A 25,791-nucleotide genomic window follows, 5' to 3' on the forward strand; every position below is an offset into this window, starting at 1 on the left:
CGAACCCGGACCGGCCCCGGCCTTTTTCTTGGTTGCCGGTCCAGCAAACCCCGCCACGAGCGGCAGACCTGGACACCATGCCGAAACGACGCCTCTCCGCGCTCCTTTGCCTGAGCGCACCCCTGCTGTTGCTGACAGCCTGCGCCACCCGCCCGCCGGAAAAGGCGCCCGACCCCACCCCCGCGCAATGGCATGTGCCGCTGCCGCACAGCGGCTCTCCGGTGCTGATGGCGCAATGGTGGCGCCGGCTCGATGATCCGCTGCTGGTGGCTTTGATCGACTCGGCCCAGTCGGTGAGCCCGAGCATCGCCAGCGCCGCCGCGCGCATCGCCGATGCCCGCGCCAGCCGGGTGGCGGCCGGCGCCGCGCTGGTGCCCAACCTCAACGGCAACCTGCAGGCCAGCCGCGGCAACACGGCCGCCGCCGCCGCGCCCAACACGCCCCTGACGCCGATCACCACCTTGCAGGCCGGGCTGTCGTCAAGCTGGGAGATCGACCTCTTCGGCGGCCTGTCCGCCAGCCGCGACGCGGCCCAGGCCCAGCTCGACGGCGCCAGTGCCAATTGGCACGCAGCGCGCGTGTCGGTGGCGGCGGACACCGCGCTCAACTACTTCGACGAGCGCGCCTGCCAGCGCGAGCTGCAGGTGAGCTTGTCTGACTCGCGCTCGCGCAACGAGACGGCGCGCCTGACCGATCTGGCCGCCAAAGCCGGCTTCCAGGCCCCGGCCGATGCGGCGCGTGCGCGCGCCAGCGCGTCCGACGGCGCCTCGCGCCTGACCCAGCAACGCGCCCAGTGCACGCTGCTGCGCAAGGCGCTGGTGGCGCTGACCGGGCTGGACGCCGCCGCGCTCGATGCCAAGCTGGATGCCGTCCCGCTGGAGCCGGCCCTGCCGGCGGTGAACGCGATCGAGGCGGTGCCCGCCGCCGCCCTCGCCCAGCGCCCGGACGTCTACGCGGCCGAGCGCGCTGTCGCCGCAGCCAGCGCCGAGGCGGGCGCCGCCGAGGCCCGGCGCTATCCGCGCCTGAGCCTCACCGGCTCCATCGCCGCCCTGCAGTTCCGCATGGGCGACTTCCGCCAGAACCTCGACACCTGGAGCATCGGCCCGTTGCTCCTGGAAGTGCCGATCTTCGACGCCGGCACCCGCGCCGCCAACGCCGAAGCGGCAGGCGTGCGCTACGACGAGGCGGCCTCGCGATACCGCGCCACCGTGCGCCAGGCGGTGCGCGAGGTCGAGTCGGCGCTGGTCACCCTGCAAAGCACCAACGACCGCTTTGCCGACGCCACCGACGCCGTGCGCAACTTCCAGAGCTCCTTCGACGCCACCCAGGCGCGCTACGACACCGGACTGGCCAGCCTGTTCGAGCTGGAGGATTCGCGGCGCTCGCTGTTCGTGTCGCAAACCAACCTGGTCGGCCTGCAGCGCGCCCGCGCCGAAGCCTTCGTCACTCTCTATCGCGCCATGGGCGGCGGCTGGCAACGGCCCGACGCCGGCACCGCCGTCTCTTCTGCCGCAGCATCGACTTCGCCATGATCAAGAACATCAAACGCTCTCACCTGCTCGCCGCGCTCGCCCTGCTGGTCATCGTGGCGCTGGTCGCCTTCTTTGCCATGCGCCCCAAGGCCGGCGAGGGCCAGCCGCAAGATGCGGCGGAAAAAAAGCACGCCGCCGCACAGCGCCCTGCGCTGACGGTGACGGTGGCCAAGCCGGAAGACACCGAGCTCGTCATCGACCTGCCGGCCAACGGCAACATCGCCGCCTGGCAGGAAGCCAGCGTGGGCTCGGAAGCCAGCGGCCTGCGCCTGGCCGAGGTGCGGGTGAACGTTGGCGACGCGGTGAAGAAGGGCCAGCTTTTGGCCACCTTCTCCGGCGAAGCGGTGCAAGCCGACCTGGCGCAGGCCAAGGCTGCGCTGGTCGAGGCCCAGGCCACGGCTCACGACGCCGCGGGCAACGCCGCGCGTGCGCGCACCCTGCAGGCCACCGGCGCCCTGAGCCAGCAGCAGATCAACCAATACCAGACGGCCGAGCAGACCGCCAAGGCCAAGGTCGAAGCCGCCAAGGCAATGTTGGACGCGCAGCAGGTGCGCATCCAGAACACCCGCGTGCTGGCGCCGGACGATGGCGTGATCTCCTCGCGCACCGCCACCGTGGGCAGCGTGCTCGGGGCCGGCACCGAGCTGTTTCGGCTGATCCGCCAGGGCCGCCTGGAATGGCGCGCCGAGGTCACGGCCACCGAGCTGGGCCGCATCGCGGTGGGCACGCCGGCCGTGGTCACCGGCGCCAGCGGCGCCCAGGTGCGCGGTACCGTGCGCAGCGTGGCGCCGACGGTGGATTCGCAGACCCGCAACGCCCTGGTCTATGTGGACCTGCCCGGCGCCATGGGCGGCAAGTCCTCGCTCAAGGCCGGCATGTTCGCCAGCGGCGACTTCGAGCTGGGCCGCAACCAGGCCAAGACGGTGCCGCAGGCGTCCATCGTGCCGCGCGACGGCTTCAACCATGTGCTGGTCCTGCAGCCCGACCAGCGGGTGCAGGCGCTGAAGGTCGAAACCGGCCGCCGCGTCGGCGACCGCGTCGAGATCAAGACGCCCCTGCCGCAGGACGCCAGGGTGGTGGTGCAAGGCGCCGGCTTCCTGAACGACGGCGACCTGGTGCGCGTGGTGAATGCGCCCGCGGCCAACAACGGCAACGCCGTCAAGTAACAAGGAAGGAACCGCGCCATGAACGTCTCGGCCTGGTCCATACGCAACCCGATTCCGGCAGTGATGCTGTTCGTGCTGCTCAGCTTCGGCGGCTTCCTCTCCTTTTCGGCGATGAAGGTGCAGAACTTTCCGGACATCGACCTGCCCACGGTCACCGTCACGGCCGCCCTGCCCGGCGCCGCGCCTTCGCAGCTGGAAAACGACGTGGCGCGCAAGCTGGAGAATTCCATCGCCACCATCCAGGGCCTCAAGCACATCACGAGCAAGGTGCAGGACGGCGCTGCCAACCTGATCGTCGAGTTCCGCCTGGAAAAGCCGGTGCAGGAAGCGGTGGACGACGTGCGCTCGGCCGTGCAACGCGTGCGCGCCGACCTGCCGGCCGACCTGCGCGACCCGGTGGTGACCAAGCTGGACTTCGCCGCGCAGCCGGTGCTGGCCTTCACCATTTCGTCCTCGCGCATGGATGCGGAGGCGATGTCCTGGTACGTGGACAACGACATCAGCAAGATGCTCTTGACCATTCCCGGCGTGGGTGCGGTCAACCGCGTGGGCGGCGTCACCCGCCAGGTGCATATCGACCTGGACCCGGAACGCCTGCAGGCCCTGGGCGCCACCGCCGCCGACATCTCGCGCCAGCTGCGCATGATGCAGGTGGAAAGCGCGGGCGGCCGCACCGACCTGGGCGGCAGCGAGCAGCCGGTGCGCACCTTGGCCACGGTGGAGTCGGCCGACCAGTTGGCCAACATCCAGATTCCGCTCACGGACGGCCGGCGCATCCGGCTCGACCAGGTGGCGCGCATCAGCGACACCATTGCGCAGCCGCGCTCTGCCGCCCTGCTGGACGGCAAGCCGGTGGTGGGCTTCGAAGTGGCGCGCGCCCGCGGCGCCAGCGAGGTCGAGGTGGGCCGCGCCATCCAGAAGAAGCTGGACGAGTTGAAGGCCCAGCGCCCCGACATCCAGCTCACCGAGGCCTTCAACTTCGTCGACCCGGCCGAGGAAGAGTACGTCGGATCGCTGCACCTGCTGTATGAAGGCGCGATCCTGGCGGTGCTGGTGGTGTGGCTTTTTCTGCGCGACTGGCGCGCCACGCTGGTGTCGGCGGTGGCGCTGCCGATGTCGGTGATTCCGGCCTTCATCGGCATGTACCTCCTGGGCTTCTCGATCAACGTGGTGACGCTGCTGGCGCTCTCGCTGGTGATCGGCATCCTGGTGGACGATGCCATCGTCGAGGTGGAGAACATCGTGCGCCACCTGCGCATGGGCAAGACGCCCTTGCAGGCGGCGATGGAGGCGGCCGACGAGATCGGCCTGGCGGTGATCGCCACCACCTTCACGCTGATCGCCGTGTTTTTGCCCACCGCCTTCATGAGCGGCGTGGCCGGCAAGTTCTTCAAGCAGTTCGGCTGGACGGCATCGCTGGCCGTGTTCGCCTCGCTGGTGGTGGCGCGCATGCTGACGCCGATGATGGCCGCCTACATGCTCAAGCCGATCGTCACCGCGGAAGAGGAGCCGCGCTGGCTGAAGGCCTACATGTGGCTGGCGCAGTGGTGCACGCGGCACCGCTTCAAGACCATGGTGCTGGCCACCCTGTTCTTCTTCGGCTCGCTGGCGATGATCCCGCTGCTCAAGACCGGCTTCATCCCGCCCGACGACAACTCGCAGACGCAGGTGTACCTGCAGCTCGCGCCCGGCGCCACCCTGGCGCAGACGCAGGCGGCGGCCGAGGAGACGCGCCGGCGCGTGATGGCGGTGCCGCATGTGAAGAGCGTCTACACCACCATTGGCGGCGGCAGCGCCGGCGGCGACCCGTTTGCCAGCTTCGGCACGCCGGAAACGCGCAAGGCGACACTCACCATCCAGCTTGATCCGCGCGGCGACCGGCCGCGCAAGCAGGTCATCGAGAACGAGATCCGCAACGCCATGCAGACCATGCCCGGCGTGCGCAGCACCGTCGGCCTGGGCGGCTCGGGCGAGAAGTACATCCTGGTTCTGACCGGCGAGGACCCACAGGCGCTGTCGGCCGCCGCACGGGCGGTGGAAAAGGACCTGCGCACGATTCCCGGGCTGGGCAACATCACCTCCACCGCCAGCCTGGTGCGGCCCGAGATCGCCGTGCGGCCCGACTTCGCGCGCGCTGCCGACCTGGGCGTGACCAGCACCGCCATTGCCGAGACCTTGCGCGTGGCCACGCTGGGCGACTACGACCAGAACCTGCCCAAGCTCAACCTGGCACAGCGCCAGGTGCCGATCGTGGTCAAGCTGGAAGACTCGGCGCGCCAGAACCTGGGGCTGCTGGGCCGACTGGCCGTGCCAGGCGCGCGCGGACCGGTGATGCTGGGCCAGGTGGCGGCGCTGACGACCGAAGGCGGCCCCGCGGTGATCGACCGCTACGACCGCTCGCGCAACGTCAACTTCGAGATCGAGCTGTCGGGCGTGGGCCTTGGCGACGCCAAGATGGCGGTGGAGAAGCTGCCTTCCATCCTCAACCTGCCGCCCGGCGTGCGGGTGGCCGAGGTGGGCGATGCCGAGATGATGACCGAGCTGTTCACCAGCTTCGGCCTGGCGATGCTGACGGGCGTGCTGTGCATCTACATCGTGCTGGTGCTGCTGTTCAAAGACTTTTTGCATCCAATCACCATCCTGTGCGCGCTGCCGCTGGCCCTGGGCGGCGCCTTCGTCGGCCTGCTGGTGGCCGACAAGGCCTTTTCCATGCCCTCGCTGATCGGCCTGATCATGCTCATGGGCGTGGCCACGAAGAACTCCATCCTCTTGGTGGAGTACGCCATCGTGGCGCGGCGCGACCACGGCATGACGCGCCTGGAAGCTTTGCGCGACGCCTGTCACAAGCGCGCCCGCCCGATCATCATGACCACCCTGGCCATGGGCGCCGGCATGCTGCCGATTGCCATCGGCCTGGGCGCGGCGGATGCGAGCTTCCGCTCGCCGATGGCGGTGGCGGTGATCGGCGGCCTCATCACCTCCACCGTGCTGAGCCTTTTGGTGGTGCCGGCGGTGTTCACCTACATCGACGACATCCAGCACTGGTTGCGCCGCACCGCGCGCAAGTTGCGCGGGCAGACGCCAGATCCGCATATCGACGACGATTTGCGGGCATCCAGCGCAAGCTGAGGCACTGCAAGCGCCACGCCGTGGAACTGGCTTTGCCAGGCCGCTGGTGTGGCTGCCGATCGGCAGGCAAGGCTATGGCTCCTTGAGTCCCGAGCGGCTCACTCGAGCACAGCAAGTCCACGAATCGGGTTATCCTGCCCCTCACATCGACACACGGGAGTCGTGAGATGACCGATCCGACACCGCCGGTGGGGAATGCAGATTCCTCCATGCCGGCCGAAGAGCAGGCGATCCGGGAGCGGGTGCGCGAGCTGACCGCCCAGGTGCTTGCAGGCGGGAAGCTCGACACAGAAGGTGTCAAGGAAATCGTGCGCGCGATGAGCGGCGGCACCATCAAACCGCCACTGGACAGCACGCAGGCACGCGAGGCTTTCGCGCAGGCGCTGCGCGGCCTCGACCAGGCGCTGCAGACGTCTTCGCAAGCGGCGCACGAGGCGCTGGCGGCGCTCGCCTCACGCGGCAAGGACTTTTCCGACAACGACCTGAAGAACGCCTTCGCCGCCCTGCAGAAGTTGCAGGGCGACTTCGTCGCCGCCGCCAACCATATCGCCGATGCCACCACTGGGAACATCCGACGCGATCTCGTCGATCTCGCGCTGCACGCGCAGCGGGTCGGCGCTGACGCGAGCGTTGGCATCGCGCAGATGATGAGCGAGTTCGCCAACCGCATGAGCGACTCATATCGCGCGCGGACGGTCCCGGGCTTCGAGACAGTGCGCGAGTACGGCGCGAACATGACGCTATTCACCAGCGGGCTGCTTGCCGGTTTCGCCGACGCGTTGCGCCAGCAGGCGGAATCCAAGAAAGCGAAATAGGCCCACCCGTGCGTGAGACGCCGGTGAGCGTAGTGCGAGATCTGCCGCGCCTGCACGAGATCACCCTGGTGCTCATCCGGCACGGGCTCGGCGACCTCGTGCGCCGGCTCGGAGTCGCCTCGTTCCTCGAACGCACAGGCGCCATGTTTCATTGGGGTGAGGTGGCCCGCGGCACTCAGCTCGAGACGCAGCAGCGCCTGCGACTGGCCTTCGAGGAGCTCGGCCCCACCTTCATCAAGCTCGGCCAGATGCTGGCGACGCGCGAGGATCTGCTGCCACCCGAGTGGACCGAAGAACTAACGCGCCTGCACACCAGCGTCGCGCCCGTGCCGTTCGAAGAGATCCTGCCGGTCATCGAACGAGCGCTCGGCCGGCCGCCCTCCGAGGTATTCGTCGACCTTGAACGCGAACCTTCGGGTTCCGCATCGATCGCCCAGGTGCACCGTGCGCGGCTGCGCGACGGCCGCGAGGTCGTGCTGAAGGTTCGCCGTCCGGGCATCGAAGCCAAGATCGAGGCCGATGTGCGCCTGCTTGCGCACCTCGCGCGCGTCATCGAAAGCGAAGTCCCCGAGGCGCGCCGCTACCAGCCGACCCGCGTGGTCGAAGAATTTCGCCGCTCGCTGATGCGCGAGCTCGATCTTGCGCTCGAGGCGCGCAACATCGAGCGTTTTGCGCGCAACTTCCGGGACGAGCCTCACATCCTGATTCCGCAGGTCTTCATGCTGTGGACGAGCAATCTGATGAATGTCCAGGAGCACATCGACGGCACCTGCGGCGAAGACCATGCGGCGATCGAGCGTGCGGGGCTCGACGCGAAACAGCTCGCGCATCGGGGCGCCGAAGCAGTGCTCAAGATGATCCTGGTAGACGGATTCTTTCAAGCCGATCCGCACCCGGGCAACGTCATCTACCTGCCCGGCAACCGGCTCGCGTTGATCGACTTGGGCATGGTCGGACGGCTGTCGACGACACGTCGAAACCAGGTCATCGATCTGGTGTCAGGCATCGCACACCGCGACCACGAGCCCATCCTCGAAGTGCTGCTCGACTGGGCCGGCGAGGACGCGATCGACGAGGAGCTGCTGGCCGCTGATGTCGACGAACTCGTGACCGATTTCGCCGACCTGCCGCTGAAGGACATTCAGGTCGGCAGCCTCATCGCGCGCCTCACGGCGATCGTGCGCGAACACGGCATCGCGTTGCCGGCCGACCTGACGCTGATGTTCAAGGCGTTGATCACCCTCGAAGGGTCGGCGCGCAAATACGATCCGGACTTTCGCCTGGTTGATCGGCTCAAGCCGTTCGTCGACCGTGCGCTCGCGGCGCGCTACGCGCCTGCCGAGGTGGGGCGCCGTGGCGGCGCGAACCTCGGCCAGTTCATCGGCCTGCTCGGCTCGATGCCGCGCGACCTCGCGCGGCTGCTGAAAGACGCGCGCCGCGGCCGCCTGCGCATCGATCTCGATCTGAAGCGGCTCGACAACTTCGTCCGTAAGCTCGATAGCACAATCGATCGCATCACCATCGGCATCATGACCGCGTCGGTCGTCATCGGCTCATCGATTGTGATGACGGTCACCTCCGGCCCGAAACTGTTCGGCATCCCGATATTCGCGGTGCTCGGATCGTTCGGCTTTCTAATGGCGTTCGTCAACAGCGTCTGGATCATCGTCTCGATCTGGCGCTCGCATCGCGGCAGAGAGCGCTGAAGACCCGGGGCGGGCGAGCGGCAGGAACTGGGCCCGATTCCGACAATCGGCAGCATTCTGCCCCCACCCCGGGAGGGCTCACACCACTCGAATTGCGAGCGTTTCTTTCACCTCTTCCATCACCACGTAGCTGTTCGACTGCGCCGCCACCGGCAGCTTCTTGAGGATGTCGCCCAAGAGGCTGCGGTATTCCTCCATGCCGCGCAGCCGCGCCTTCACGAGATAGTCGAAGCCGCCGGACACCAGGTGGCATTCCTGCACCTCGGGCATCAGCAGCAGCTCGTCGCGCACCTTGTCGAAGACGTCGCCCGATTTGGAGGCGAGCGTGATCTCCACGAACACCAGCACCGTGCGCCCCAGCGCCGCCGGGTTCAGGCGTGCGTGATAGCCGGTGATGACGCCGGCCCGTTCCAGCCGCTTGACGCGCTCCGAGCAGGGCGACATCGACAGGCCGATGCGCTCGGCCAGCTCGGTGTTGGAGATGCGGCCATTGCTCTGGAGGATGTCCAGGATCTTGAGGTCGATGCGGTCGAGTTCGAGCATTTGCGGTCTTTGGCCCAACGGGGCGGCTTGCAGAAGAAATATTCACTGCTACATGCAATCATTTCAGAGAATTTTGCCGATCGCAATGGAAGAAACTCTGGAAATCACCAGACATACCCAGTACCACCCATGAAAGTCCTCGTTCTCGGCGGCGGCGTGATCGGCACCACAACGGCCTACTACCTGGCGCGCGCTGGCGCCGAAGTGACCGTGCTGGATCGGCAGGACGGTGTGGCGGAAGAAACATCGTTTGGCAATGCCGGCCAGGTTTCGCCGGGCTACTCCACACCCTGGGCCGCGCCCGGCATTCCGCTGAAGGCGCTCAAGTGGATGCTGCAACCCAAGCATGCCCCGCTGGCCGTGCGGCCCGACGGCACGCTGTTCCAGCTGCGCTGGATGGCGCAGATGCTGCGCAACTGCGGGAGCGAGCGTTACGCCGTCAACAAGGAACGCATGATGCGCGTGGCCGAGTACAGCCGCCGCTGCCTTCAGCAGCTGCGCCAGGACACCGGCATCGGCTATGAAGAACGCACCGGCGGCACGCTGCAGCTGTTTCGCACCCAGGCGCAAGTCGACGCGGCGCAGCGCGACATCGCGGTGCTGGAAGCGTGCGGCGTGCCTTATGAAATGCTCACGCCCGAGCAGCTGGCCGGGGTGGAGCCCGCGCTGGCCCAGGCCAGGGACCGCCTGACAGGCGGCCTGCGCCTGCCCAAGGACGAGACCGGCGACTGCCACCTCTTCACGCGCTCGCTGGCGCAACTGGCGGCCGAGCAGCTGGGCGTGCAGTTCCGCTTCGACACCAAGGTGGACGAGCTGCTGCTCGACGACGGGCGCATCGGCGGCGTGCGCGTGGGCCAGGAGGTGCTCAAGGCCGACCGCTACGTGCTGGCCTTCGGCAGCTATTCGCGCCAGGCCCTGTCGGCCCTGGGCCTCGACATCCCGGTGTACCCGGTCAAGGGCTATTCGCTGACGGTGCCGCTGGTCAACCCCGAGCTGGCGCCCCGCTCCACGGTGCTGGACGAGACCTACAAGATCGCGGTGACGCGCTTCGATGACCGCATTCGCGTGGGCGGCATGGCCGAGCTGGCCGGCTTCGACCTGCGCCTGGATCCGCGCCGCCGCGCCACCCTGGAGATGGTGGTGCAAGACCTGTTCCCCGGCGGCGACGTGGCCCGCGCCAGCTTCTGGACCGGCCTGCGCCCGATGACGCCGGACGGCACGCCGATCGTCGGCGCCACGCCCTTTTCGAACCTGTATCTCAACACCGGCCACGGCACCTTGGGCTGGACCATGGCCTGCGGCTCCGGCAAGCTGGTGGCCGACATGATGACCGGCCGTCATCCCGAGATCAGCATCGAGGGCCTGGCCATGAGCCGCTACGCCCGGGCACCGCGCTCGCGCATGGGCGGCGGCCAGCGCCCGGCCGTTGGCGCCGGCGCCTGAACGAACGCCGGTTGTCGCGGGCAGGCACAGCGTGCGTTCACGCGTGCTGCACAAGGGCTTGTATCTGGCTGAGAATGCGCGCCATGACGTCCAAGCCCTTCGCCCTCTTGATCGGAACCGCGCTGTGCAGCGCCAGCCTTCTGGCTGCCGCCCAGGGACAGCCGCAGCAGCTGACGCCGCAGCAGCGCTACGAAAGGCAGATCGCCTACTGCAACAGCGGCAAGCTGCCCGACCCGGCCCGCAATGCCTGCGTGCGCGACGCCGGCCTGGCTCTGGACCGCGCCGATGGGCCGCCACGCGACGTGCCAACCACCTCGGAAGACGGACGCGCCACCATCATCAGCCCGGCCGGTCTGCCGCCACCCAACAGCGGATCGGACGGCGTCACGTCGAAGGACGGGCGGGCGACGATCGTGTTGCCGGCGGATCAGAAGTAGCGCTGAAGCTGTGTTCTTGACGACAGCGGCGTCCGCCCGGCATGCGCTGCCCGCTGTCGGCCTTCGCTGTGCCGGTCGCTTCGCGACTGCCCTGCGCTGCTCGCGAGCCCAGCCCCGCGGCAGAACTCACTGCGCGAGCTGCGCTCGCTCCGTTCAAACAGCTGCCGCAAGCTAGATGTTGAAGCACGCGTGTCCTTCGGCACGCGTGCGGGCCGGGCCCACTGCGCTGCTCGGCGGCCCAGAGGCGGCCGCCAGCGGGCAGCGCATGCCGGGCTCCGGGGGGTGATCAACGGCCGCGCTTGCCGCGACCGTTTGGGGGGCGTTCAACCCCAACTTGTCACGTCGGCGGGCGGTGTGTGCCGGGGGCCGCCTCTGTGTCGCCGAAGCGCGCAGCGACTCGCGGAAAAAGGGCCGCGCACTGTTTGAGTGGAGCGAGTTTGCGCGGACCCCACGAGGCGCGAGCACTGCAGGGCAGCCCGAAGGGCCGACACAGCGAAGGCCTCCGGCACACACCGCCCGCCGACGCGCCCGGCAACTCACAACCGACAACCCGCGAACGCAAAAAACTCAAGCAGCCAGCTGCAAAGCCTTCCTCGCCCCCAGCCTCTTCGCCAAGCGCGGCAGCACCAGCACGCCGACGATGATGGCGATCAGCACGATCGACATCGGCCGCTGGAAGAACACCGCCGCGCTGCCCTCGCCGATCGACATGGCGTTGCGCAGCTGCGCTTCGGCCAAGGGGCCGAGGATCATGCCCACCACCACCGGTGCCGTCGGGAAGTCGAAGCGGCGCATCAGCACGCCCAGCACGCCGATGCCGTACAGCAGGTACAAATCGAAGGCGCTCTGGCGCATGCCGTAGGCACCCACCGTGGCGAAGATCAGGATGCCGGCGTAGAGCTGCGGCTTGGGGATCTTCAGCAACTTCACCCACAGGCCCACCATCGGCAGGTTCAGCACCAGCAGCATCACGTTGCCGATGTAGAGCGAGGCGATCAGCGCCCACACCAGCGCGGCCGAGGTGGTGAACAGCTGCGGCCCCGGCTGGATGCCGTAGTTCTGGAACGCGCCCAGCAGGATGGCCGTGGTGTTCGAGGTGGGAATGCCCAGGGTCAACAGCGGAATCAGCGCCGCCGTCACCGAGGCGTTGTTGGCCGCCTCGGGGCCGGCCACGCCTTCGATCGCGCCCTTGGTGCCGAACTCGGCCCTGATCTCCGGGTCCTTGGCCGCCTTCTTCTCGGTGGCATAGCTCAGGAAGGTCGGGATCTCGGTGCCGCCGGCCGGAATGCAGCCAAAAGGCAGGCCGATGGCGGTGCCGCGCAGCCAGGCCGGGATCGAACGACGCCAGTCGCGCCGGGTCATGTGCACGCGGCTGAGCCTGTTCTCGCTCTCCGCAGTCTTGCCTTCGTACAGCACGGCATAAAGCACTTCGGCCACCGCGAACAGGCCCACCGCCACCAGCACGATCTCGATGCCGTCCAGCAGTTCGGGCATGCCGCCGGTGTAGCGGCCCTGGCCCGAGATCTGGTCCAGGCCCACGCAGCCGATGGCCAGGCCGCCGAACAGCGCCGTCATGCCGCGCAGGGTGCTCTTGCCCAGCACCGCGCTCACCGTGGTGAAGGCCAGCAGCATCAGGAGGAAGTACTCGGGCGGGCCGAGCCTGACCGCGAACTCCGCCACGTAGGGCGCGAACAGGGTGACGATCACCGTGGCGATGGTGCCGGCCACGAAGGAGCCGATGGCCGCGCTGGCCAGCGCCGCGCCGGCGCGGCCGCTCTTGGCCATCTTGTTGCCTTCCATGGCCGTCACCATGGTGGCCGTCTCGCCGGGCGTGTTCAGCAGGATCGAGGTGGTCGAGCCGCCGTACATCGCGCCGTAATAGATGCCCGAGAAGAAGATCATCGAGGCCGTCACGTCGACCTTGGCGGTGATGGGCAGCAGCATCGCCACCGCCACCGCCGGGCCGATGCCGGGCAGCACGCCCACCGCCGTGCCCAGGGCGCAGCCCACCAGGCACCAGATCAGATTGGCCGGCGTCACCGCCGCCGCGAAGCCCTGCAAGAGCGCGTTGAGGATGTCCATGGTTGGGTCTTCCCTTTTTCTCTTGGCGGCCGCTCAGAGCCAGCCGGTGCCGGTGAGGCCCGGCAGGTTGATGGCCAGGAACTTGGTGAACATCCAGTACACCGGCGCGGAAATCACCAGGCCGGTGAAGGTGTCGGTGAGCCAGGTGCGCGGCTGGTTCGCGCCCGCCTGGCCGCCGGCGCGGCGCAGGCCCTGCACCGCCAGCAGGTAGCACAGGGTGCAGCTCAGCACGAAGCCGATGATGGTGATCAGCGCCGCATTGAGCAGCAGGCCGGCCGAGACCCAGACGAAGCCCGACCAGTAGCCGTGCGTCGAGCCGGTGGGTTCATCGAGCTGGCGAAAGCCACCGGTGCGTACTTCCCACAAGATCCACAGCCCGCAGATCATGAGCGTGCCCGACACCAGCCAGGGCAGGAAGTTGGGGCCGACGCCGCCGTAGCCCGCCTGGGAAGAAATGTCGATGGCGCCCCAGGCCAGCGCTGCACCGATCAGCAGCACGCCCAGGCCCACCAGCATCTGCGGCCACCGGGCCCGGGAAGACGGCGCGCCTGGATCCGGCGACGGCTCATGTGCTTGCGTTGCAGTCATGGTGTCACACCCCTTGTGTGTTGTTGTCTGTCTATGTTTGCTACGAAAAAAAAGCACGCCGACCGGACGTGCCTGATGAATTGCGCCGCCCGGCGGGCCCCTTAGACCATGCCGGACTTGACCATGGTCGCGCGCAAGCTGGCGAATTCGTCATCGACGAACTTGGCGAACGCATCGCCTGACAGGACGGCCGGCGTCCAGTCGTTCTTCTTCATGGCCTCGTTCCAGGCCGGGGTCTTGAGCGCGGCCAGCACCAGGTCGGTAAGCGCCTTGCGCTGCTCGGCGCTGATGCCGGGCGCGCCGTACACGCCGCGCCAGTTGCCGATCTCGACATTGATGCCCTGCTCTTTCAGCGTGGGCACATCGATGCCGGGCAGACGCGTGGCGGAGGTGACGGCGATGGCCCTCATCTTGCCGGTCTTGATGTACTCGGCGAATTCGCTGTAGCCCGAGCCGCCCACCGTGACGTTGCCGCCCAGGATGGCTGCAGTGGCCTCGCCGCCTCCGCGGAAGGCCACGTAGTTGATCTTGGCCGGATCGGCGCCGACTTCGCGCGCGATCATGGCCGCGGCGATGTGTTCGGTGGAGCCGCGCGAACCGCCGCCCCACTTGACGCTGCCCGGGTCCTTCTTGAGCTGCTCGACCACGTCCTTCATGGTCTTGAAGGGCGAGTTGGCCGGCAGCACGAAGACGTTGTATTCGCTGGTCAGGCGCGCGATCGGCGTGGCCTGCGTGAGGCTCACCGGCGGCTTGCCGGTGATGATGCCGCCCACCATCACGGCGCCCATCACCATCAGTGCATTCGGGTCACCCTTGGAACCGTTGACGAACTGCGCCAGGCCCAGCGCGCCGGCGGCGCCGCCCTTGTTCTCGTAGCTGACCGAGTCGGTCATTTTCGTTTCGGACAAGGCCTTGCCCAGCGCACGGCCGGTGGTGTCCCAGCCACCGCCCGGATTGGCGGGGATCATCATCTTGATGTTGGCGCCGGCCCAGGCCGACAGCGGGAGCGCACCGGTGGCTGCAAGAGCCGCCAGGGACTTCAGAAAGGTATCGCGACGCATGAGGTCTCCTGTTCTTGGAAGCAATCTGATGTCATCGAAGCTCGATGAACGTGGCTATCATGCGCGCCCCGGCTGTCAATTGGCTGTCTGGCGGACTGGGGAAAACACCGAACACCACCACCATGAAGCTGCTGCTCGTCGAAGACGACAAGGCCATGCAAACCACCCTGCAGCGCACGCTGGGCCGCCGCATGATCGACGTGCGCGTGTGCGGCGACGGCGCGCAGGCGCTGGAGCAATGGCGCGCGCTGCAGCCCGACGTGGTGGCGCTGGACCTGAGCCTGCCCAACCTCGATGGCCTGCAGGTGCTCAGCCAGGCGCGCGCCGCCGGATTGACCACGCCGGTGCTGCTGCTCACCGCGCGCGGCACCGTGGGCGACCGCATCGTGGGCCTGAATGCCGGCGCCGACGACTACCTGCCCAAGCCCTTCGACCTGGACGAGTTGGAAGCGCGCATCCGCGCGCTGCGCCGCCGCCATCAGAAGTCCGACGCCGAAGCCGCCCCCATCGGCCTGCCGGAAGTGGGCGGCCTGCGCGCCGACCCGGCCAGCGGCGCCATCTACCACCGCGGCGACGTGCTGGACCTGACGCCGCGGGAATCTGCCCTGTTGAAGGCGCTGATGGCCAAGCCCGGCCACGCAGTGACCAAGGAGCGGCTGTTCGAGCTGGTCTTTCCGGGCGAATCCGATGTGCAGTACGAAGCCGTGGAAGTGGTGGTCTACCGCCTTCGCAAGAAGCTGGCCGGCACCGGCGCGGCGCTGATGACCTTGCGCGGCCTGGGCTACCTGCTGCGCGAAGAAGAACAAGACAAAGAAAGTTAGCTTGCAGCCGAAGACGACGATGCCGATGACCAAGCCGGGCAATGCCAGCCTTCGGCGCACGCTGCTGATCGGCATCCTGGGTCCGATTGCCCTGTTCATCGTCATCAACAGCGTGAGCCTGTACCGCCAGAGCCTGGTGGCCGCCACCATCGCCTACGACCGCACCCTGCTGGCCTCGGCCAAGACCATCGGCGAGCAACTCGACGTGGTGGGCTTCGACGAGGCCGCGCAACTGCGCGCCACCGTGCCCTATGCGGCGATGGAGGCCTTCGAGGCCGACACGCAAAGCCGCATGTACTACCGCGTCTCGACCCTGGACGGCACGCTGATCTCCGGCTTCGACGAGCTGGCGCCCTGGCGCGGCCAGATCCCGCAGCGCCCGCCCTACGCCGCGCTGGTCGACTTCTACGACGGCGACTTCCGCGAGCAGCCGGTGCGCATCGCCGTGCTGCTGCAGCCGGTGGCCAGCGCCAACGGCCGCGGCATGGCCGTGGTGCAGGTCGCCGAGACGCTGGAGCTGCGCGAGACGCTGGCGCGCAAGCTGCTCATCGACATGCTGTGGCGCCAACTGCTGCTGATGGGGGTGGTGGCCGGCGTCACGGTGATGGTGGTGCAGCGCGCCACCCGGCCGGTGCGCGAGCTGGGCCAGGCGATCGAGGCGCGCGAAGCCGACGACCTGTCGCCCATCGACGCACCGGATGCGCCGCGCGAGCTGCGCCCGCTGATCGACGCCACCACCGCGGTGATGGGCCGGCTGCAAGGCCTCCTGGACCACCAGAAGCGCTTCGTGCGCGACAGCGCCCACCAGTTGCGCACGCCGCTGGCGGTGCTCAAGGCCCAGGTGCAATCGGCGCGGCGCGGCGACGTGCCGGCCGAGCAGGCGCTGACGGAGATCAACGCCACGGTGGACCGCGCCACCTTGCTGGCCAACCAGATGCTGTCGCTGGCCAAGGTGGAGCAGCTGCGCCAGCGGCCCGAATCGGTCACGCTCGACTTCGCCCAGGTGCTGCGCGGCATTGCGCTCGATTTGTCGCCGCTGATGGCGGACAAGGCGCTGGACGTCGGCATCGACACCGAGGCGGCGCCCGTGCATGCGCACCAGTGGATGCTGGGCGAGCTGGCGCGCAACCTGATTCACAACGCGATCAAGCACAGCCCCCACGGCGGCCAGCTGGCCATCGACCTGCGCACGCAGGGCGGCATGGCGGTGCTGACCGTGCGCGACGACGGCCCCGGCATTTCGGGCGAGTTGCGCCAACGACTTTTTGCACCTTTTGCGGCTGGCGACGTTGCCAAGGGCTCCGGGCTGGGCCTCGCGATCTGCAAGGAGATCGTGATGGCGCTAGGCGGCACGCTGACCTTGGACAATCGCCCCGCCGGCGGCCTGGATGCCACCGCACGCCTGCCGCTGGAAGGAGAACAATAGCCCTCATGGAAAGACTGCGCATCGACAAGTGGCTGTGGGCCGCGCGCTTCTACAAGACCCGCTCGCTGGCGGCCGACGAGATCGGCAAGCACCGGGTGCAGGTCAACGGCGACGTGGCCAAGGCCTCGCGCGAAGTGAAGGCCGGCGACACGGTGACGTTGCGCCAGGGCGCGGTGGAAAGAACCGTGCTCGTGCGTGGCCTCAGCGGCCAGCGCGGGCCGGCGCCGGTCGCGCAACAGCTGTACGAGGAAACCGCCGAGAGCCTGGCAGCACAGGCGGCGGCGCGCGAGCAACGGCGGCTTGGGGGCAGCGAGCCGGCGCTGGCGATCGAGCAGGGGCGCCCGACCAAGCGGCAGCGCCGGCAGCTGGATGATCACGCTTCGGGCGGGTGGGGTTCGCGCTGGAGCGCCAGTGTGGACGATGAGGACGACTCGGATTGAATCGGCTTGATCGATCAAGAAACAAGCCCTAGCCTCCATCCTTCCAACAAGAAGGTGCAACAAGAAGGTGCAACAAGAAGATGGCCAGCTTCAAACCCTACCGCGTCAGCAGCAACGGCAAGTTCAAGCTCTCCAAGATCGACCCCGGCGACATCCCCTTCGCGCAGGGCAGCGAGGACCAGCAGCGCGAACAGCTGACCGAACTCGCGATCGAGCTCGACAAGCTGCAGAACCGCCTGCATGCTGAAGGACGGCGCAAGGTGCTGCTGGTGCTGCAAGGCATGGACACCAGCGGCAAGGACGGCACCATCCGCTGGGTGTTCTCGCGCACGTCGCCGCTGGGCGTGCGGGTGATTCCGTTCAAGGTGCCCAGCGAGCTGGAGCGCGCGCACGACTTCCTTTGGCGCTGCCACGCGGTGGTGCCGGGCAGCGGCCAGCTGATGATCTGGAACCGCAGCCACTACGAGGACGTGCTGGTGCCCGTGGTCGAGGAACTGATCGACAAGAAGGAAACCCAGCGCCGCTATCGGCAGATCAACGACTTCGAACGCCTGCTGGTGGAGACCGGAACCACCGTCATCAAGTGCATGCTGCACATCAGCAGCGAAGAGCAGCGCACCCGCCTGCAGGAGCGCATCGACACGCCCGGCAAGCAATGGAAGTTCTCGCGCGGCGACCTGGCGGTGCGCCTCAAGTGGGACGCCTACCAGACCGCCTATGAAAAGGCGCTGGCGGCCACCTCGACCGAGCATGCGCCCTGGCACGTGATTCCGGCCAACAGCAAAACGCATCGCAACCTGATGATCGCCCAGCTCCTCGTGCGCAGCCTGAAGGACATGAAGCTGCAGCTGCCGCCGGCCGATCCGGCGCTCGAGGGGCTGGTCGTCACTTGAGCGCCGGGTAACAAGGTCACAATGAATGTGAACTTTTACCTTCTTTTTGGAGCATCATGAATCTATAACCAAAGTATTCAACGACGCTCCGGAGTTCACACATGTCCATTCGACGCATGGGTCTGACCGTGGAGCGGCCCCAAGACGGCCGCTATTTTTGGGTGATTCACGAGGACGTCCAGTGCGACGGCCACTACGAAACCCTCGAGCGGGCACCGCGGGCCTGCGCCAGTTATGCCGAAGCCCTGGCCGACGGCTACGGCATCCTGCAGCGCATCAACGGGCGCAAGACCGGCCTGTACCAGCTGCGCAGCCCCTCGGCCTGAGGCTTGGGCCCCACGGGCCCCGTCGTGCAAGGTTGTAAGGTCCGCGCTCTCCACCCCCACATGGAAAAGAAGAAGAGCGAATGGCGGACTACGAGCTTCATTACTGGCCCGGCATCCAAGGCCGCGGCGAATTCGTGCGGCTGGCGCTGGAAGCGACCGGCACCCCCTATCTGGACGTGGCGCGCGATGCGCCCTCTCACGACGGCGGCGGCGAGGCGGCACTGATCCGCCGGCTGCGCGACCCGGCCAACCCCACGCCCTCCTTCGCCCCGCCCTTCCTGGTGCACGGCGACATCGTCATCGGCCAGACCGCCGCCATCCTGCTTTATCTGGGGCCGCGCCTGGACTTGGCCGGGCGCAACGAGCGCGAGGCCCTGTGGGCCCACCAGCTGCAGCTGACCATCGCGGATGCTGTCGCGGAAGCGCATGACACGCATCACCCGATCTCGGTCCTGCTCTACTACGAGGACCAGAAGGACACCGCCCTGCTGCGCGCCAAGGACTTCCGCGAGCATCGCGTTCCCAAGTACCTGGGCTGGTTCGAAGAGGTGCTGCAACGCAACCCGGCGGGCGACACGCATCTGGTGGGCGAGCGCCTGAGCTATGCCGATCTCTCGCTGTTCCAGTTGGTCGAAGGCCTGCGCCATGCCTTTCCCAAGTCCGCCGCACGTGCGCTGGCCGACACGCCGGCGGTGGTCAAGCTGCACGACAACGTGCGGCGCCGCCAGCGCATCCGGGACTACCTGCACAGCCCGCGGCGCATCGGCTTCAACGAGGACGGAATCTTCAGGCGTTATCCGGAACTGGACGGCGAGTAAAACGCCGCTCGATGGCCGCGCGCATGTCCGCCGGCACCTCGACCGCCTGATGGCTTTGCAGCGAAGTGCTGACCAGCACCTGCCGCATCTGCATGCGCAGCTCGCCGTCCTGCGCGCCGGTGCAGCGTGCGTTCAAGGTGATGGAGCGGCTGCCCAGCCGTTCCACTGCCAGCGACAGCACGACCCGGTCGCCCATCTGGCTGACGGCGCGAAAATCCGCCTCCAGCCGCACCGTGGGCAAGCCGACGCCGCGCTCGATCACCAGCCGGCGAAAGCCGATGCCCAGGCCCTCGTCCACCCAGTCTTCCACCAGGCCATTGAACATCACGAAGTACTGCGGATAAAAGACGATGCCGGCCGGGTCGCAGTCGGAAAAGCGGATCAGCCGCTCGCGCGAGAAGCTGGCGCCGTTCGCTTCCTGCGCGCTCACATCACCTCCCCGCCCGACACCGAGATCGACTGGCCGTTGATGGACGCCGCCGCCGCGCCGCACAGCCAGCGCACCGCGTCGGCCACCTCGGCCGGCTGCACCACACGCTGCTGTGGGTTGCCGGCCGAGAACTCGGCCAGTGCTTCTTCTGCGCTGCGGCCGGTCTTGGCCACCACGTTGGCGATGCTGTCCTGCAGGATGTCGGTGTCGGTGTAGCCCGGGCACACCGCGTTGACGGTCACGCCCTTTCTGGCCACCTCCAGCGCCAGCGCGCGGGTGAGGCCGACCACGCCATGCTTGGCCGCCACGTAGGCGCTGACGTAGGGGTAGCCCTTTTGCCCGGCCGTGCTGGCGATGTTCACGATGCGGCCCCAACCGGCCTGCAGCATGTCCGGCAGCGCGGCCTGCGCGCACAGAAAGCTCCCGGTGAGGTTGACGCCGAGCATGCGTTGCCATAGCGCGAGCGAGGTCTTGTGAAAGGGCGCGCTCTCGGCCTGGCCGGCGTTGTTCACCAGGATGGCGATGGGGCCCAGCGCCGCGCGGGCCTGCGCGAAGGCGGCCGTGACCGATTCGGCATCTGCAACGTCGGCGACGACCACCGCATGGCCGGTGCCCGGCAAGGTATCGGCCAGTTGCTGCAGGGCGTCGCGCCGTCGGCCCAGCAGGCTCAGCCTGGCGCCTTCGGAGGCCAGGGCGCGGGCAATTTCCGCACCGATGCCGCGGGCGGCGCCGGTGATCAGGGCGTGGCGGCCCTCGAGGGGCTTCTTCAGTTCATCAGTCGTCGTCATTCAGTCATCCTCTGGCCGCGCGCCGGCCGGCCTGCGTGGCCGCCGGCATGCGGTCCCAGGCGCTGGGCGTAATGCCGCGTTCGCGCAGCTTGTATTTCTGGATCTTGCCGTTTTCCGTGCGCGGCAGGTCTTCGACCACATCCATGTAGCGCGGAATGGCGAAGTACGGCAGGCGCGATTCGCAGTAGCGCGCCAGCGCCTCCGGGTCGATCTGCGTGCCGGGCCGGGCGATCAGCGAGGCCATCACCTCGTCCTCCGCCAGCTCGGATTGCACCGGATACACCGCGGCCGTGGCCACCGCCGGATGACTCAAGAGCACCTGCTCCACCTCGTAGGACGAGATGTTCTCGCCGCGCCGGCGGATGGCGTCCTTCATGCGGTCGATGAAACGAAAGGCGCCATCGGCCTCGCGCACCACCCGATCGCCAGTGTGCAACCACAGGTTGCGCCAGGCTTCCACCGTCTTGTCCGGCATGTTGAAGTAGCCGCTGGCAAAGGCGTGGGGCTGGCTGGCGCGCAGCAGCAGCTCGCCGGCTTCGCCGTCGGGCAGTTCGGCGTCGGCCGCGTCGGCCACGCGCGCTTCGAAGCCGGGCTGGAGCCAGCCCATCACGCCGCCCCGCGGCGAGTTCGGGTGGGTGGCGATGACGAAGTTGGTCTCGGTCGAGCCGTAGCCCTCGAGCAACTGCACGCCGGTGCGCGCACGAAAGGCATCGCTGGCATGCGCCGGCACGCCGGGGCCCAGGCCCAGGCGCACGCGATGCGCCCGCTCCGACGCACCTTCGGGTTGCGCGAGCAGGATCGGCACCATCGCGCCCAGCAGGTAGACCACCGTGGCGCCGCAAGCCTGCATGGCGGGCCAGAAGCCGGAGGCGGAGAAGCGCGGCATGTACACGACCTCGGCGCCGGTCAGCGCGGCCTGCGCATAGGTATTGAGGGCGTTGATGTGGAACAGCGGCAAGGTGGTGCACAGCACGTCGCCACTCGCGACGCCGAGGATGCGCGCGCTGTTGACGCCCCACCAGTAGAACTGCGCGTGCGGGCACAGCACGCCCTTCGAAGGGCCGGTGGTGCCGGAGGTGTAGAGGATGGCCAGCGGGTCGCCGGGCTGAACCGGCGCCGCATCGGCGGCCGGCAGATCCGCCTCGGGATAGGCCTGGCAAGGCACGCTGCCCGCCGCTGCGGCAGCCGCGCTGCTGTCGCCCACCACCCAGATCGCGGCCAGCGCGCATTGCGACAGCTCGGCGGTCTGCAGACGTTCGAGAAAGGCATCCTCGATCACCAGCAGCCGCGCGCCGCTGTTGCCCAGGAAGTACTGGATCTGCGGCCCCATCGATGCGGTGTTGAGCGGCACCGCCACGGCGCCGATCCAGCCACAGGCCAGGAAAGTCTCCAGGCATTCGATGCGGTTGCCGCACATCAGCGCGACCCGGTCGCCCTGCCTGACGCCGGCGCGCTGCAGGGCGCCTGCGCGGCGCGCCACGGTGTCGGCTGCCTGTGCATGGCGCCAGCGAGCAGCGCCGATGGTCAGCGCGGGCCGATCGCCGTGGATCGCGGCCTGGCGCCGCAGCATGGCCGGCAGGGTGCGCTCGGCGGCCGGCAGCACGTCGTAGCCGGCGGCTTCTTCTTCAGTCGTCGTCATGCGTGGCGCCGCCCAGATAGGTGGCCTGCACGCGCGGGTCGCTGGCCAGCGCCTGCGAGGCGCCGTGCAGCGCGATCTCGCCGGTTTCCAGCACGTAGCCTTCGTCGGAGCTTTCCAGTGCGGCGCGCGCGTTCTGCTCCACCAGCAGGATGGAGACGCCCTCGTCGCGCAGCTTGCGCACGATGGTGAGGATGTCGCGCACGATCAGCGGCGCCAGGCCCAGGCTGGGCTCGTCCAGCATCAAGAGGCGCGGCTGCGACATCAAGGCCCGGCCCACCGCCAGCATCTGCCGCTCGCCGCCCGACAGGGTGTTGGCGCGCTGCGAACGACGCTCGGCCAGGCGCGGAAAGCGCTCGTAGACCCAGTTCAGGCGCTTGCGCAGCGCATCGCCGGACATGCGCCTGGCATAGGCGCCAAGTTGCAGGTTGTCGAGCACGGTGAGCTCGCCGAACAGCTCGCGCTTTTCCGGCACCAGGCACAGGCCCCGCTCCACCCGCGCTTCCACATCCATGCCGTGCAGGTCCTCGCCCTCGAAGCGCAGCAGGCCCTTGGACGGCAGCAGGCCCATGGCCGCCGCCAGCAAGGTGGTCTTGCCGGCGCCGTTGGGGCCGATCACCGAGATGATCTGGCCAGCATTGAGCGAGAGCGAGATGCCGCGCACCGCGTCGACCTGGCCGTACGAAACGTGCAGGTCCTTGATCTCCAACATAAGACTGCTCATGCCACGCTCCCCAGATAGGCGGCCTGCACCCGCTCGTCGGCGCGCACCGCCGACGCCGCGCCCTCGACCAGCTTGGAGCCGAAGTTCATCACCACCAGGCGGTCCACCAGTTTCATCACGAAGTCCATGTCGTGTTCGACGATCAGGATCGTCACCCCTTCCTCGCGCAGCTTGCGCAGGAGTTCGCCCAGCGCCATCTTTTCCTTGCGGCGCAGGCCGGCGGCGGGTTCGTCCAGCACCAGCAGCACCGGATCGGCCGCCAGCGCGCGCGCAATCTCCAGGATGCGCTGCGTGCCCAGCGGCAGGCTGCCGGCCAGCTCGTGCGCGCGCTCGCCCAGGCCGATGCGGTCCAGCTGGCGCTTGGCCGCGTGCAGGATCTGTCGCTCTTCCTCGCGGTCCAGCCTGAGGCCCGCCTTGAGCACGCCCGAGCGGGTGCGCGAATGGGCGCCCAGGGCCACGTTGTCCAGCAAGCTCATGTGCGGACGCAGCTTCACGTGCTGGAAGGTGCGCGCAAGCCCGAGGCGCGCCACCTCGCGCTGCGGCATGCCGGCGATGTCGCGTTCCAGGAAGCGCACCGTGCCCGCGCTCATCGGCAGGGTGCAGGTCAGCAGGTTGAACATGGTCGACTTGCCGGCTCCGTTGGGACCGATCAGGCCGACGATCTCGCCGGCATCGACGTCGAAGCTCACGTCGTTCACCGCCACCAGGCCGCCGAAACGCTTGACGGCGCCCTGCACCGACAGGATGCGCGTGCCGCGCTGCGGCAGCTGGCGGTGCGCCAGCGGCGCCGCCGGCTCGGCCAGCTTGTCGATCGACTGCGGCGCCTGGAAGCGGCCCCGGGTCAGCCGCCGCAAAAAGCCCATCAGGCCGCCGCGCGCGAAGTGCAGCAGCAGGATGAACAGCGCGGCAAAGGTGATCGCCTCCAATTGGCCGGCGCGCTGCGTGATGAGCGGCAGCACATCCTGCAGCCCGTTCTTCGCCACCAGCACCAGGGCCGAGCCGACCAGCGCACCCGCCAGTTGCCCCAGGCCGCCAGCCACCGCCATCAAGAGGTACTCGATGCTGGCGCGCACATCGAAGGGCGCCGGGCTCACGAAGCGGTTCATGTGCGCATACAGCCAGCCCGCCAGGCCCGCCAGCAGCGCAGCCAGCACGAACAGCGAGAGCCGTACCCTGTAGGCATCGGCGCCCACGCTGGCCAGCAGGATGGCGCCGCCGCGCAGGCTGCGGATGGCGCGCCCGGGGCGCGAGGCCATCAGGTTGTAGCTGAACAGGAAGGCCAGGCCCACGATCGTCCAGATCAGGTAGTAGATGGCCCGCGGATCGGCCAGCGAGAAGCCGGCGACATGCAGCGGCGGAATGTTCGACAGGCCGGTGTGGCGCCCCAGCGCATCCACGTTGCCGAACAGCATGGCGATCGACAGGCCCCAGGCAATGGTGGACAAGGGCAGGAAGTGCCCGCCCAGCCGCAGGGTCAGCATGCCGATGGCCAGCGCCGAAAGACCCGTGAGCGCCAGCGCGAAGGCCAGGCCCAGCCAGGGCGAGAGGCCGTGTGCGGTGGTGAGCCAGGCCGTGGAATAGGCGGCGATGCCGACAAAGGCGGCCTGCCCGAAGGAGGTGGCGCCGCCCACGCCCGTCAGCAGCACCAGGCCCAGGGCCACCAGGGCGCCGATGCCGATGTCGTTGAGCAGCGAGACGCTGAAGTTGCCCAGCACCAGCGGCGCGAGGGCGATCGCGGCGACCAGCAGCGCGATCAGCAGGCGAAATCGCGAGGTGCGGTTCATCTTGGTTCCTCCCAGGCCTCCCGGTTCTTTTGCGGGGACGGTGCCGGTGTCTGGAATGGCGCTCATTGGTCCACCTCCTCTTCGTCCTCGTCCGCCTGCGGCGTGAGGAAGGAGCGCAGCATCAGCACCGGGATCAGGAGGCTGAACACGATCACGTCCTTCAGCGCACCGCTCCAGAAGGAGGCGAAGCTCTCCACCAGGCCGACCGCGATGGCGCCAATGGCTGTCATGGGATAGCTCACCAGCCCGCCGATGATCGCCGCCACGAAGGCCTTCAGGCCGATGATGAAGCCCGAGTCGTAGTACATGGTGGTCACCGGCGCGATCAGCACGCCGATCAGGCCGGCCAGCAGCGAGGCGCAGCCATAGGCCAGCATCGCGGTGCGCGCCGGGCGGATGCCCACCAGGCGCGCGCCCACCCGGTTCACCGCCGTGGCGCGCAACGCCTTGCCGGCCACCGTGCGCTCGAACACCAGGAAGAACATGGCGCTCAGCACGATGGCCGAGGCCACCATCAGCATCACCTGGCCGCTCACGGTGAAGCCGTCGCCCAGCGCCAGGGTGCCGCTGGCCAGCGGCGCGGTACGCGAGCCCTCGGGGCCGAAGAACAAGAGGCCCAGGCCCGACAGCAGGAAGTGCAGCGCCAGTGAGACGATCAAGAGCACCAGCACCGAGGCGTCGGCAATGGGCTGGTAGACCACGCGCGCCAGCAGCGGCGCGATCGGCGCCACCAGCAGCACGCTGGCGATGATCTGCAGCGCGGCCGGCGCCGCGAAGTGCGCCGCCAGCCAGGCCAGCAGGCAGGGCACGGCGGGCGCCAGGCCCCACAGGGCGATGGCCTTGGGGATCTGCGCATGCTCGCCGCGCCGCAGCAGCGAGCCGATCTCGGTCAGCATGGCCAGCAAGGCCAGCGTCAGCACCAGGCCGATGGTGGGCGGCATGCGGTTGGTCTCGAAGGCCGCCAGCGTCAGCGCGGCAAAGGCCGCCACGTCGCCAAAGGGCACGAACACCACCCGCGTGACCGAAAAGATGAGCACCAGGCCAAGGCCGGCGAGCAGATAAACGGCACCGTTCGCCAGGCCGTCGATGCCCAGGATGAGTGCCACGTCCCATGTCATATCAAGCATCCTTCCCGAATTTCTCGGATTTCAACCATTGCGTGCCCGAGCCAGCCCCGCACCGGGGAACCGGCTTTGCCGGGCC

23 protein-coding genes are annotated in these 25,791 nt (G+C 68.3%); 13 read left to right on the forward strand and 10 right to left on the reverse strand.

What is annotated here, in order from left to right; all coding sequences use genetic code 11:
- The first annotated feature begins 77 nt into the window (after positions 1-77).
- From ACIPRI_RS04040 to ACIPRI_RS04060, 5 genes are all read left to right on the forward strand, one after another.
- Complete coding sequence (locus ACIPRI_RS04040) at positions 78-1,532, forward strand: efflux transporter outer membrane subunit (RefSeq protein ID WP_446588738.1); 1,455 nt, start codon at positions 78-80, stop codon at positions 1,530-1,532.
- The gene (locus tag ACIPRI_RS04045; protein WP_446620374.1) at positions 1,532-2,698 is read left to right on the forward strand and encodes an efflux RND transporter periplasmic adaptor subunit; all 1,167 of its coding nucleotides are present in this window, start codon (positions 1,532-1,534) and stop codon (positions 2,696-2,698) included. Before ACIPRI_RS04040 ends, ACIPRI_RS04045 begins: the two co-directional genes overlap by 1 nt.
- 18 nt (positions 2,699-2,716) lie before the next feature.
- Positions 2,717-5,827, forward strand: coding sequence for an efflux RND transporter permease subunit (locus ACIPRI_RS04050; RefSeq protein WP_446588740.1), 3,111 nt, complete (start codon positions 2,717-2,719; stop codon positions 5,825-5,827).
- A gap of 167 nt (positions 5,828-5,994) precedes the next feature.
- Positions 5,995-6,642 (forward strand): DUF6781 family protein, encoded by a 648-nt coding sequence (locus ACIPRI_RS04055; RefSeq protein ID WP_446588742.1) that lies wholly within the window; start codon positions 5,995-5,997, stop codon positions 6,640-6,642.
- 23 nt (positions 6,643-6,665) lie between these two features.
- Complete coding sequence (locus ACIPRI_RS04060) at positions 6,666-8,348, forward strand: ABC1 kinase family protein (RefSeq protein WP_446588744.1); 1,683 nt, start codon at positions 6,666-6,668, stop codon at positions 8,346-8,348.
- Positions 8,349-8,426: 78 nt separating this feature from the next.
- Here ACIPRI_RS04060 and ACIPRI_RS04065 read toward each other — a convergent pair whose 3' ends face one another.
- Complete coding sequence (locus ACIPRI_RS04065; RefSeq protein ID WP_446588746.1) at positions 8,427-8,891, reverse strand: winged helix-turn-helix transcriptional regulator; 465 nt, start codon at positions 8,889-8,891, stop codon at positions 8,427-8,429.
- Positions 8,892-9,020: 129 nt separating this feature from the next.
- Between ACIPRI_RS04065 and ACIPRI_RS04070 the strand changes: the two genes are divergently transcribed.
- Both ACIPRI_RS04070 and ACIPRI_RS04075 read left to right on the forward strand, forming a co-directional pair.
- Positions 9,021-10,334, forward strand: coding sequence for a D-amino acid dehydrogenase (locus tag ACIPRI_RS04070; protein WP_446588748.1), 1,314 nt, complete (start codon positions 9,021-9,023; stop codon positions 10,332-10,334).
- An 83-nt stretch (positions 10,335-10,417) separates the two neighbouring features.
- Entirely contained in the window at positions 10,418-10,771 is a 354-nt protein-coding gene (locus ACIPRI_RS04075; protein WP_446588750.1) for a hypothetical protein, read from the forward strand.
- Between the two features lie 567 nt (positions 10,772-11,338).
- Here the strand turns inward: ACIPRI_RS04075 and ACIPRI_RS04080 are convergent.
- The 3 genes from ACIPRI_RS04080 to ACIPRI_RS04090 form a co-directional block, all read right to left on the reverse strand.
- A complete protein-coding gene (locus tag ACIPRI_RS04080) occupies positions 11,339-12,853 on the reverse strand; it encodes a tripartite tricarboxylate transporter permease (protein WP_446588752.1) in 1,515 nt (504 codons plus the stop codon).
- Positions 12,854-12,886: 33 nt separating this feature from the next.
- Positions 12,887-13,441: a tripartite tricarboxylate transporter TctB family protein gene (locus ACIPRI_RS04085; protein ID WP_446588754.1), complete on the reverse strand. Its 555-nt coding sequence runs from the start codon at positions 13,439-13,441 to the stop codon at positions 12,887-12,889.
- Between the two features lie 101 nt (positions 13,442-13,542).
- On the reverse strand, positions 13,543-14,502 hold the full coding sequence (locus ACIPRI_RS04090; RefSeq protein WP_446588756.1) for a Bug family tripartite tricarboxylate transporter substrate binding protein: 960 nt from the start codon (positions 14,500-14,502) through the stop codon (positions 13,543-13,545).
- Between the two features lie 122 nt (positions 14,503-14,624).
- Between ACIPRI_RS04090 and ACIPRI_RS04095 the strand changes: the two genes are divergently transcribed.
- The 6 genes from ACIPRI_RS04095 (at position 14,625) to ACIPRI_RS04120 (ending at position 19,226) form a co-directional block, all read left to right on the forward strand.
- Positions 14,625-15,323 carry a response regulator transcription factor gene (locus tag ACIPRI_RS04095; RefSeq protein ID WP_446588758.1) on the forward strand — a complete coding sequence of 233 codons (699 nt, stop codon included), beginning with the start codon at positions 14,625-14,627 and terminating at the stop codon, positions 15,321-15,323.
- 19 nt (positions 15,324-15,342) lie between these two features.
- Positions 15,343-16,749 carry a sensor histidine kinase gene (locus ACIPRI_RS04100; RefSeq protein WP_446588760.1) on the forward strand — a complete coding sequence of 469 codons (1,407 nt, stop codon included), beginning with the start codon at positions 15,343-15,345 and terminating at the stop codon, positions 16,747-16,749.
- A 5-nt stretch (positions 16,750-16,754) separates the two neighbouring features.
- Positions 16,755-17,189 (forward strand): RNA-binding S4 domain-containing protein, encoded by a 435-nt coding sequence (locus tag ACIPRI_RS04105; RefSeq protein ID WP_446588762.1) that lies wholly within the window; start codon positions 16,755-16,757, stop codon positions 17,187-17,189.
- Positions 17,190-17,269: 80 nt separating this feature from the next.
- The gene (locus ACIPRI_RS04110; protein WP_446588764.1) at positions 17,270-18,082 is read left to right on the forward strand and encodes a PPK2 family polyphosphate kinase; all 813 of its coding nucleotides are present in this window, start codon (positions 17,270-17,272) and stop codon (positions 18,080-18,082) included.
- A gap of 101 nt (positions 18,083-18,183) precedes the next feature.
- Positions 18,184-18,408 (forward strand): hypothetical protein, encoded by a 225-nt coding sequence (locus ACIPRI_RS04115; protein WP_446588766.1) that lies wholly within the window; start codon positions 18,184-18,186, stop codon positions 18,406-18,408.
- 80 nt (positions 18,409-18,488) lie between these two features.
- Positions 18,489-19,226, forward strand: a complete 738-nt coding sequence (locus tag ACIPRI_RS04120; RefSeq protein WP_446588768.1) for a glutathione S-transferase — start codon at positions 18,489-18,491, stop codon at positions 19,224-19,226.
- Here the strand turns inward: ACIPRI_RS04120 and ACIPRI_RS04125 are convergent.
- The 6 genes from ACIPRI_RS04125 to ACIPRI_RS04150 all read right to left on the reverse strand — a co-directional run bounded on the left by ACIPRI_RS04125 (position 19,195) and on the right by ACIPRI_RS04150 (position 25,706).
- Positions 19,195-19,656: an acyl-CoA thioesterase gene (locus ACIPRI_RS04125; protein WP_446588770.1), complete on the reverse strand. Its 462-nt coding sequence runs from the start codon at positions 19,654-19,656 to the stop codon at positions 19,195-19,197. The genes ACIPRI_RS04120 and ACIPRI_RS04125 overlap by 32 nt on opposite strands.
- On the reverse strand, positions 19,653-20,444 hold the full coding sequence (locus tag ACIPRI_RS04130) for an SDR family NAD(P)-dependent oxidoreductase (RefSeq protein WP_446588772.1): 792 nt from the start codon (positions 20,442-20,444) through the stop codon (positions 19,653-19,655). The genes ACIPRI_RS04125 and ACIPRI_RS04130 overlap by 4 nt, the downstream gene beginning before the upstream one ends.
- A gap of 4 nt (positions 20,445-20,448) precedes the next feature.
- Complete coding sequence (locus ACIPRI_RS04135; protein WP_446588774.1) at positions 20,449-22,083, reverse strand: ATP-dependent acyl-CoA ligase; 1,635 nt, start codon at positions 22,081-22,083, stop codon at positions 20,449-20,451.
- Positions 22,070-22,804, reverse strand: coding sequence for an ABC transporter ATP-binding protein (locus ACIPRI_RS04140; RefSeq protein WP_446588776.1), 735 nt, complete (start codon positions 22,802-22,804; stop codon positions 22,070-22,072). Before ACIPRI_RS04140 ends, ACIPRI_RS04135 begins: the two co-directional genes overlap by 14 nt.
- Positions 22,801-24,588: a branched-chain amino acid ABC transporter ATP-binding protein/permease gene (locus tag ACIPRI_RS04145; protein WP_446620375.1), complete on the reverse strand. Its 1,788-nt coding sequence runs from the start codon at positions 24,586-24,588 to the stop codon at positions 22,801-22,803. The genes ACIPRI_RS04140 and ACIPRI_RS04145 overlap by 4 nt, the downstream gene beginning before the upstream one ends.
- A 62-nt stretch (positions 24,589-24,650) precedes the next feature.
- Complete coding sequence (locus ACIPRI_RS04150; RefSeq protein ID WP_446588778.1) at positions 24,651-25,706, reverse strand: branched-chain amino acid ABC transporter permease; 1,056 nt, start codon at positions 25,704-25,706, stop codon at positions 24,651-24,653.
- Positions 25,707-25,791: the final 85 nt, after the last annotated feature.

This window comes from Variovorax sp. LARHSF232 (genome assembly GCF_052871435.1).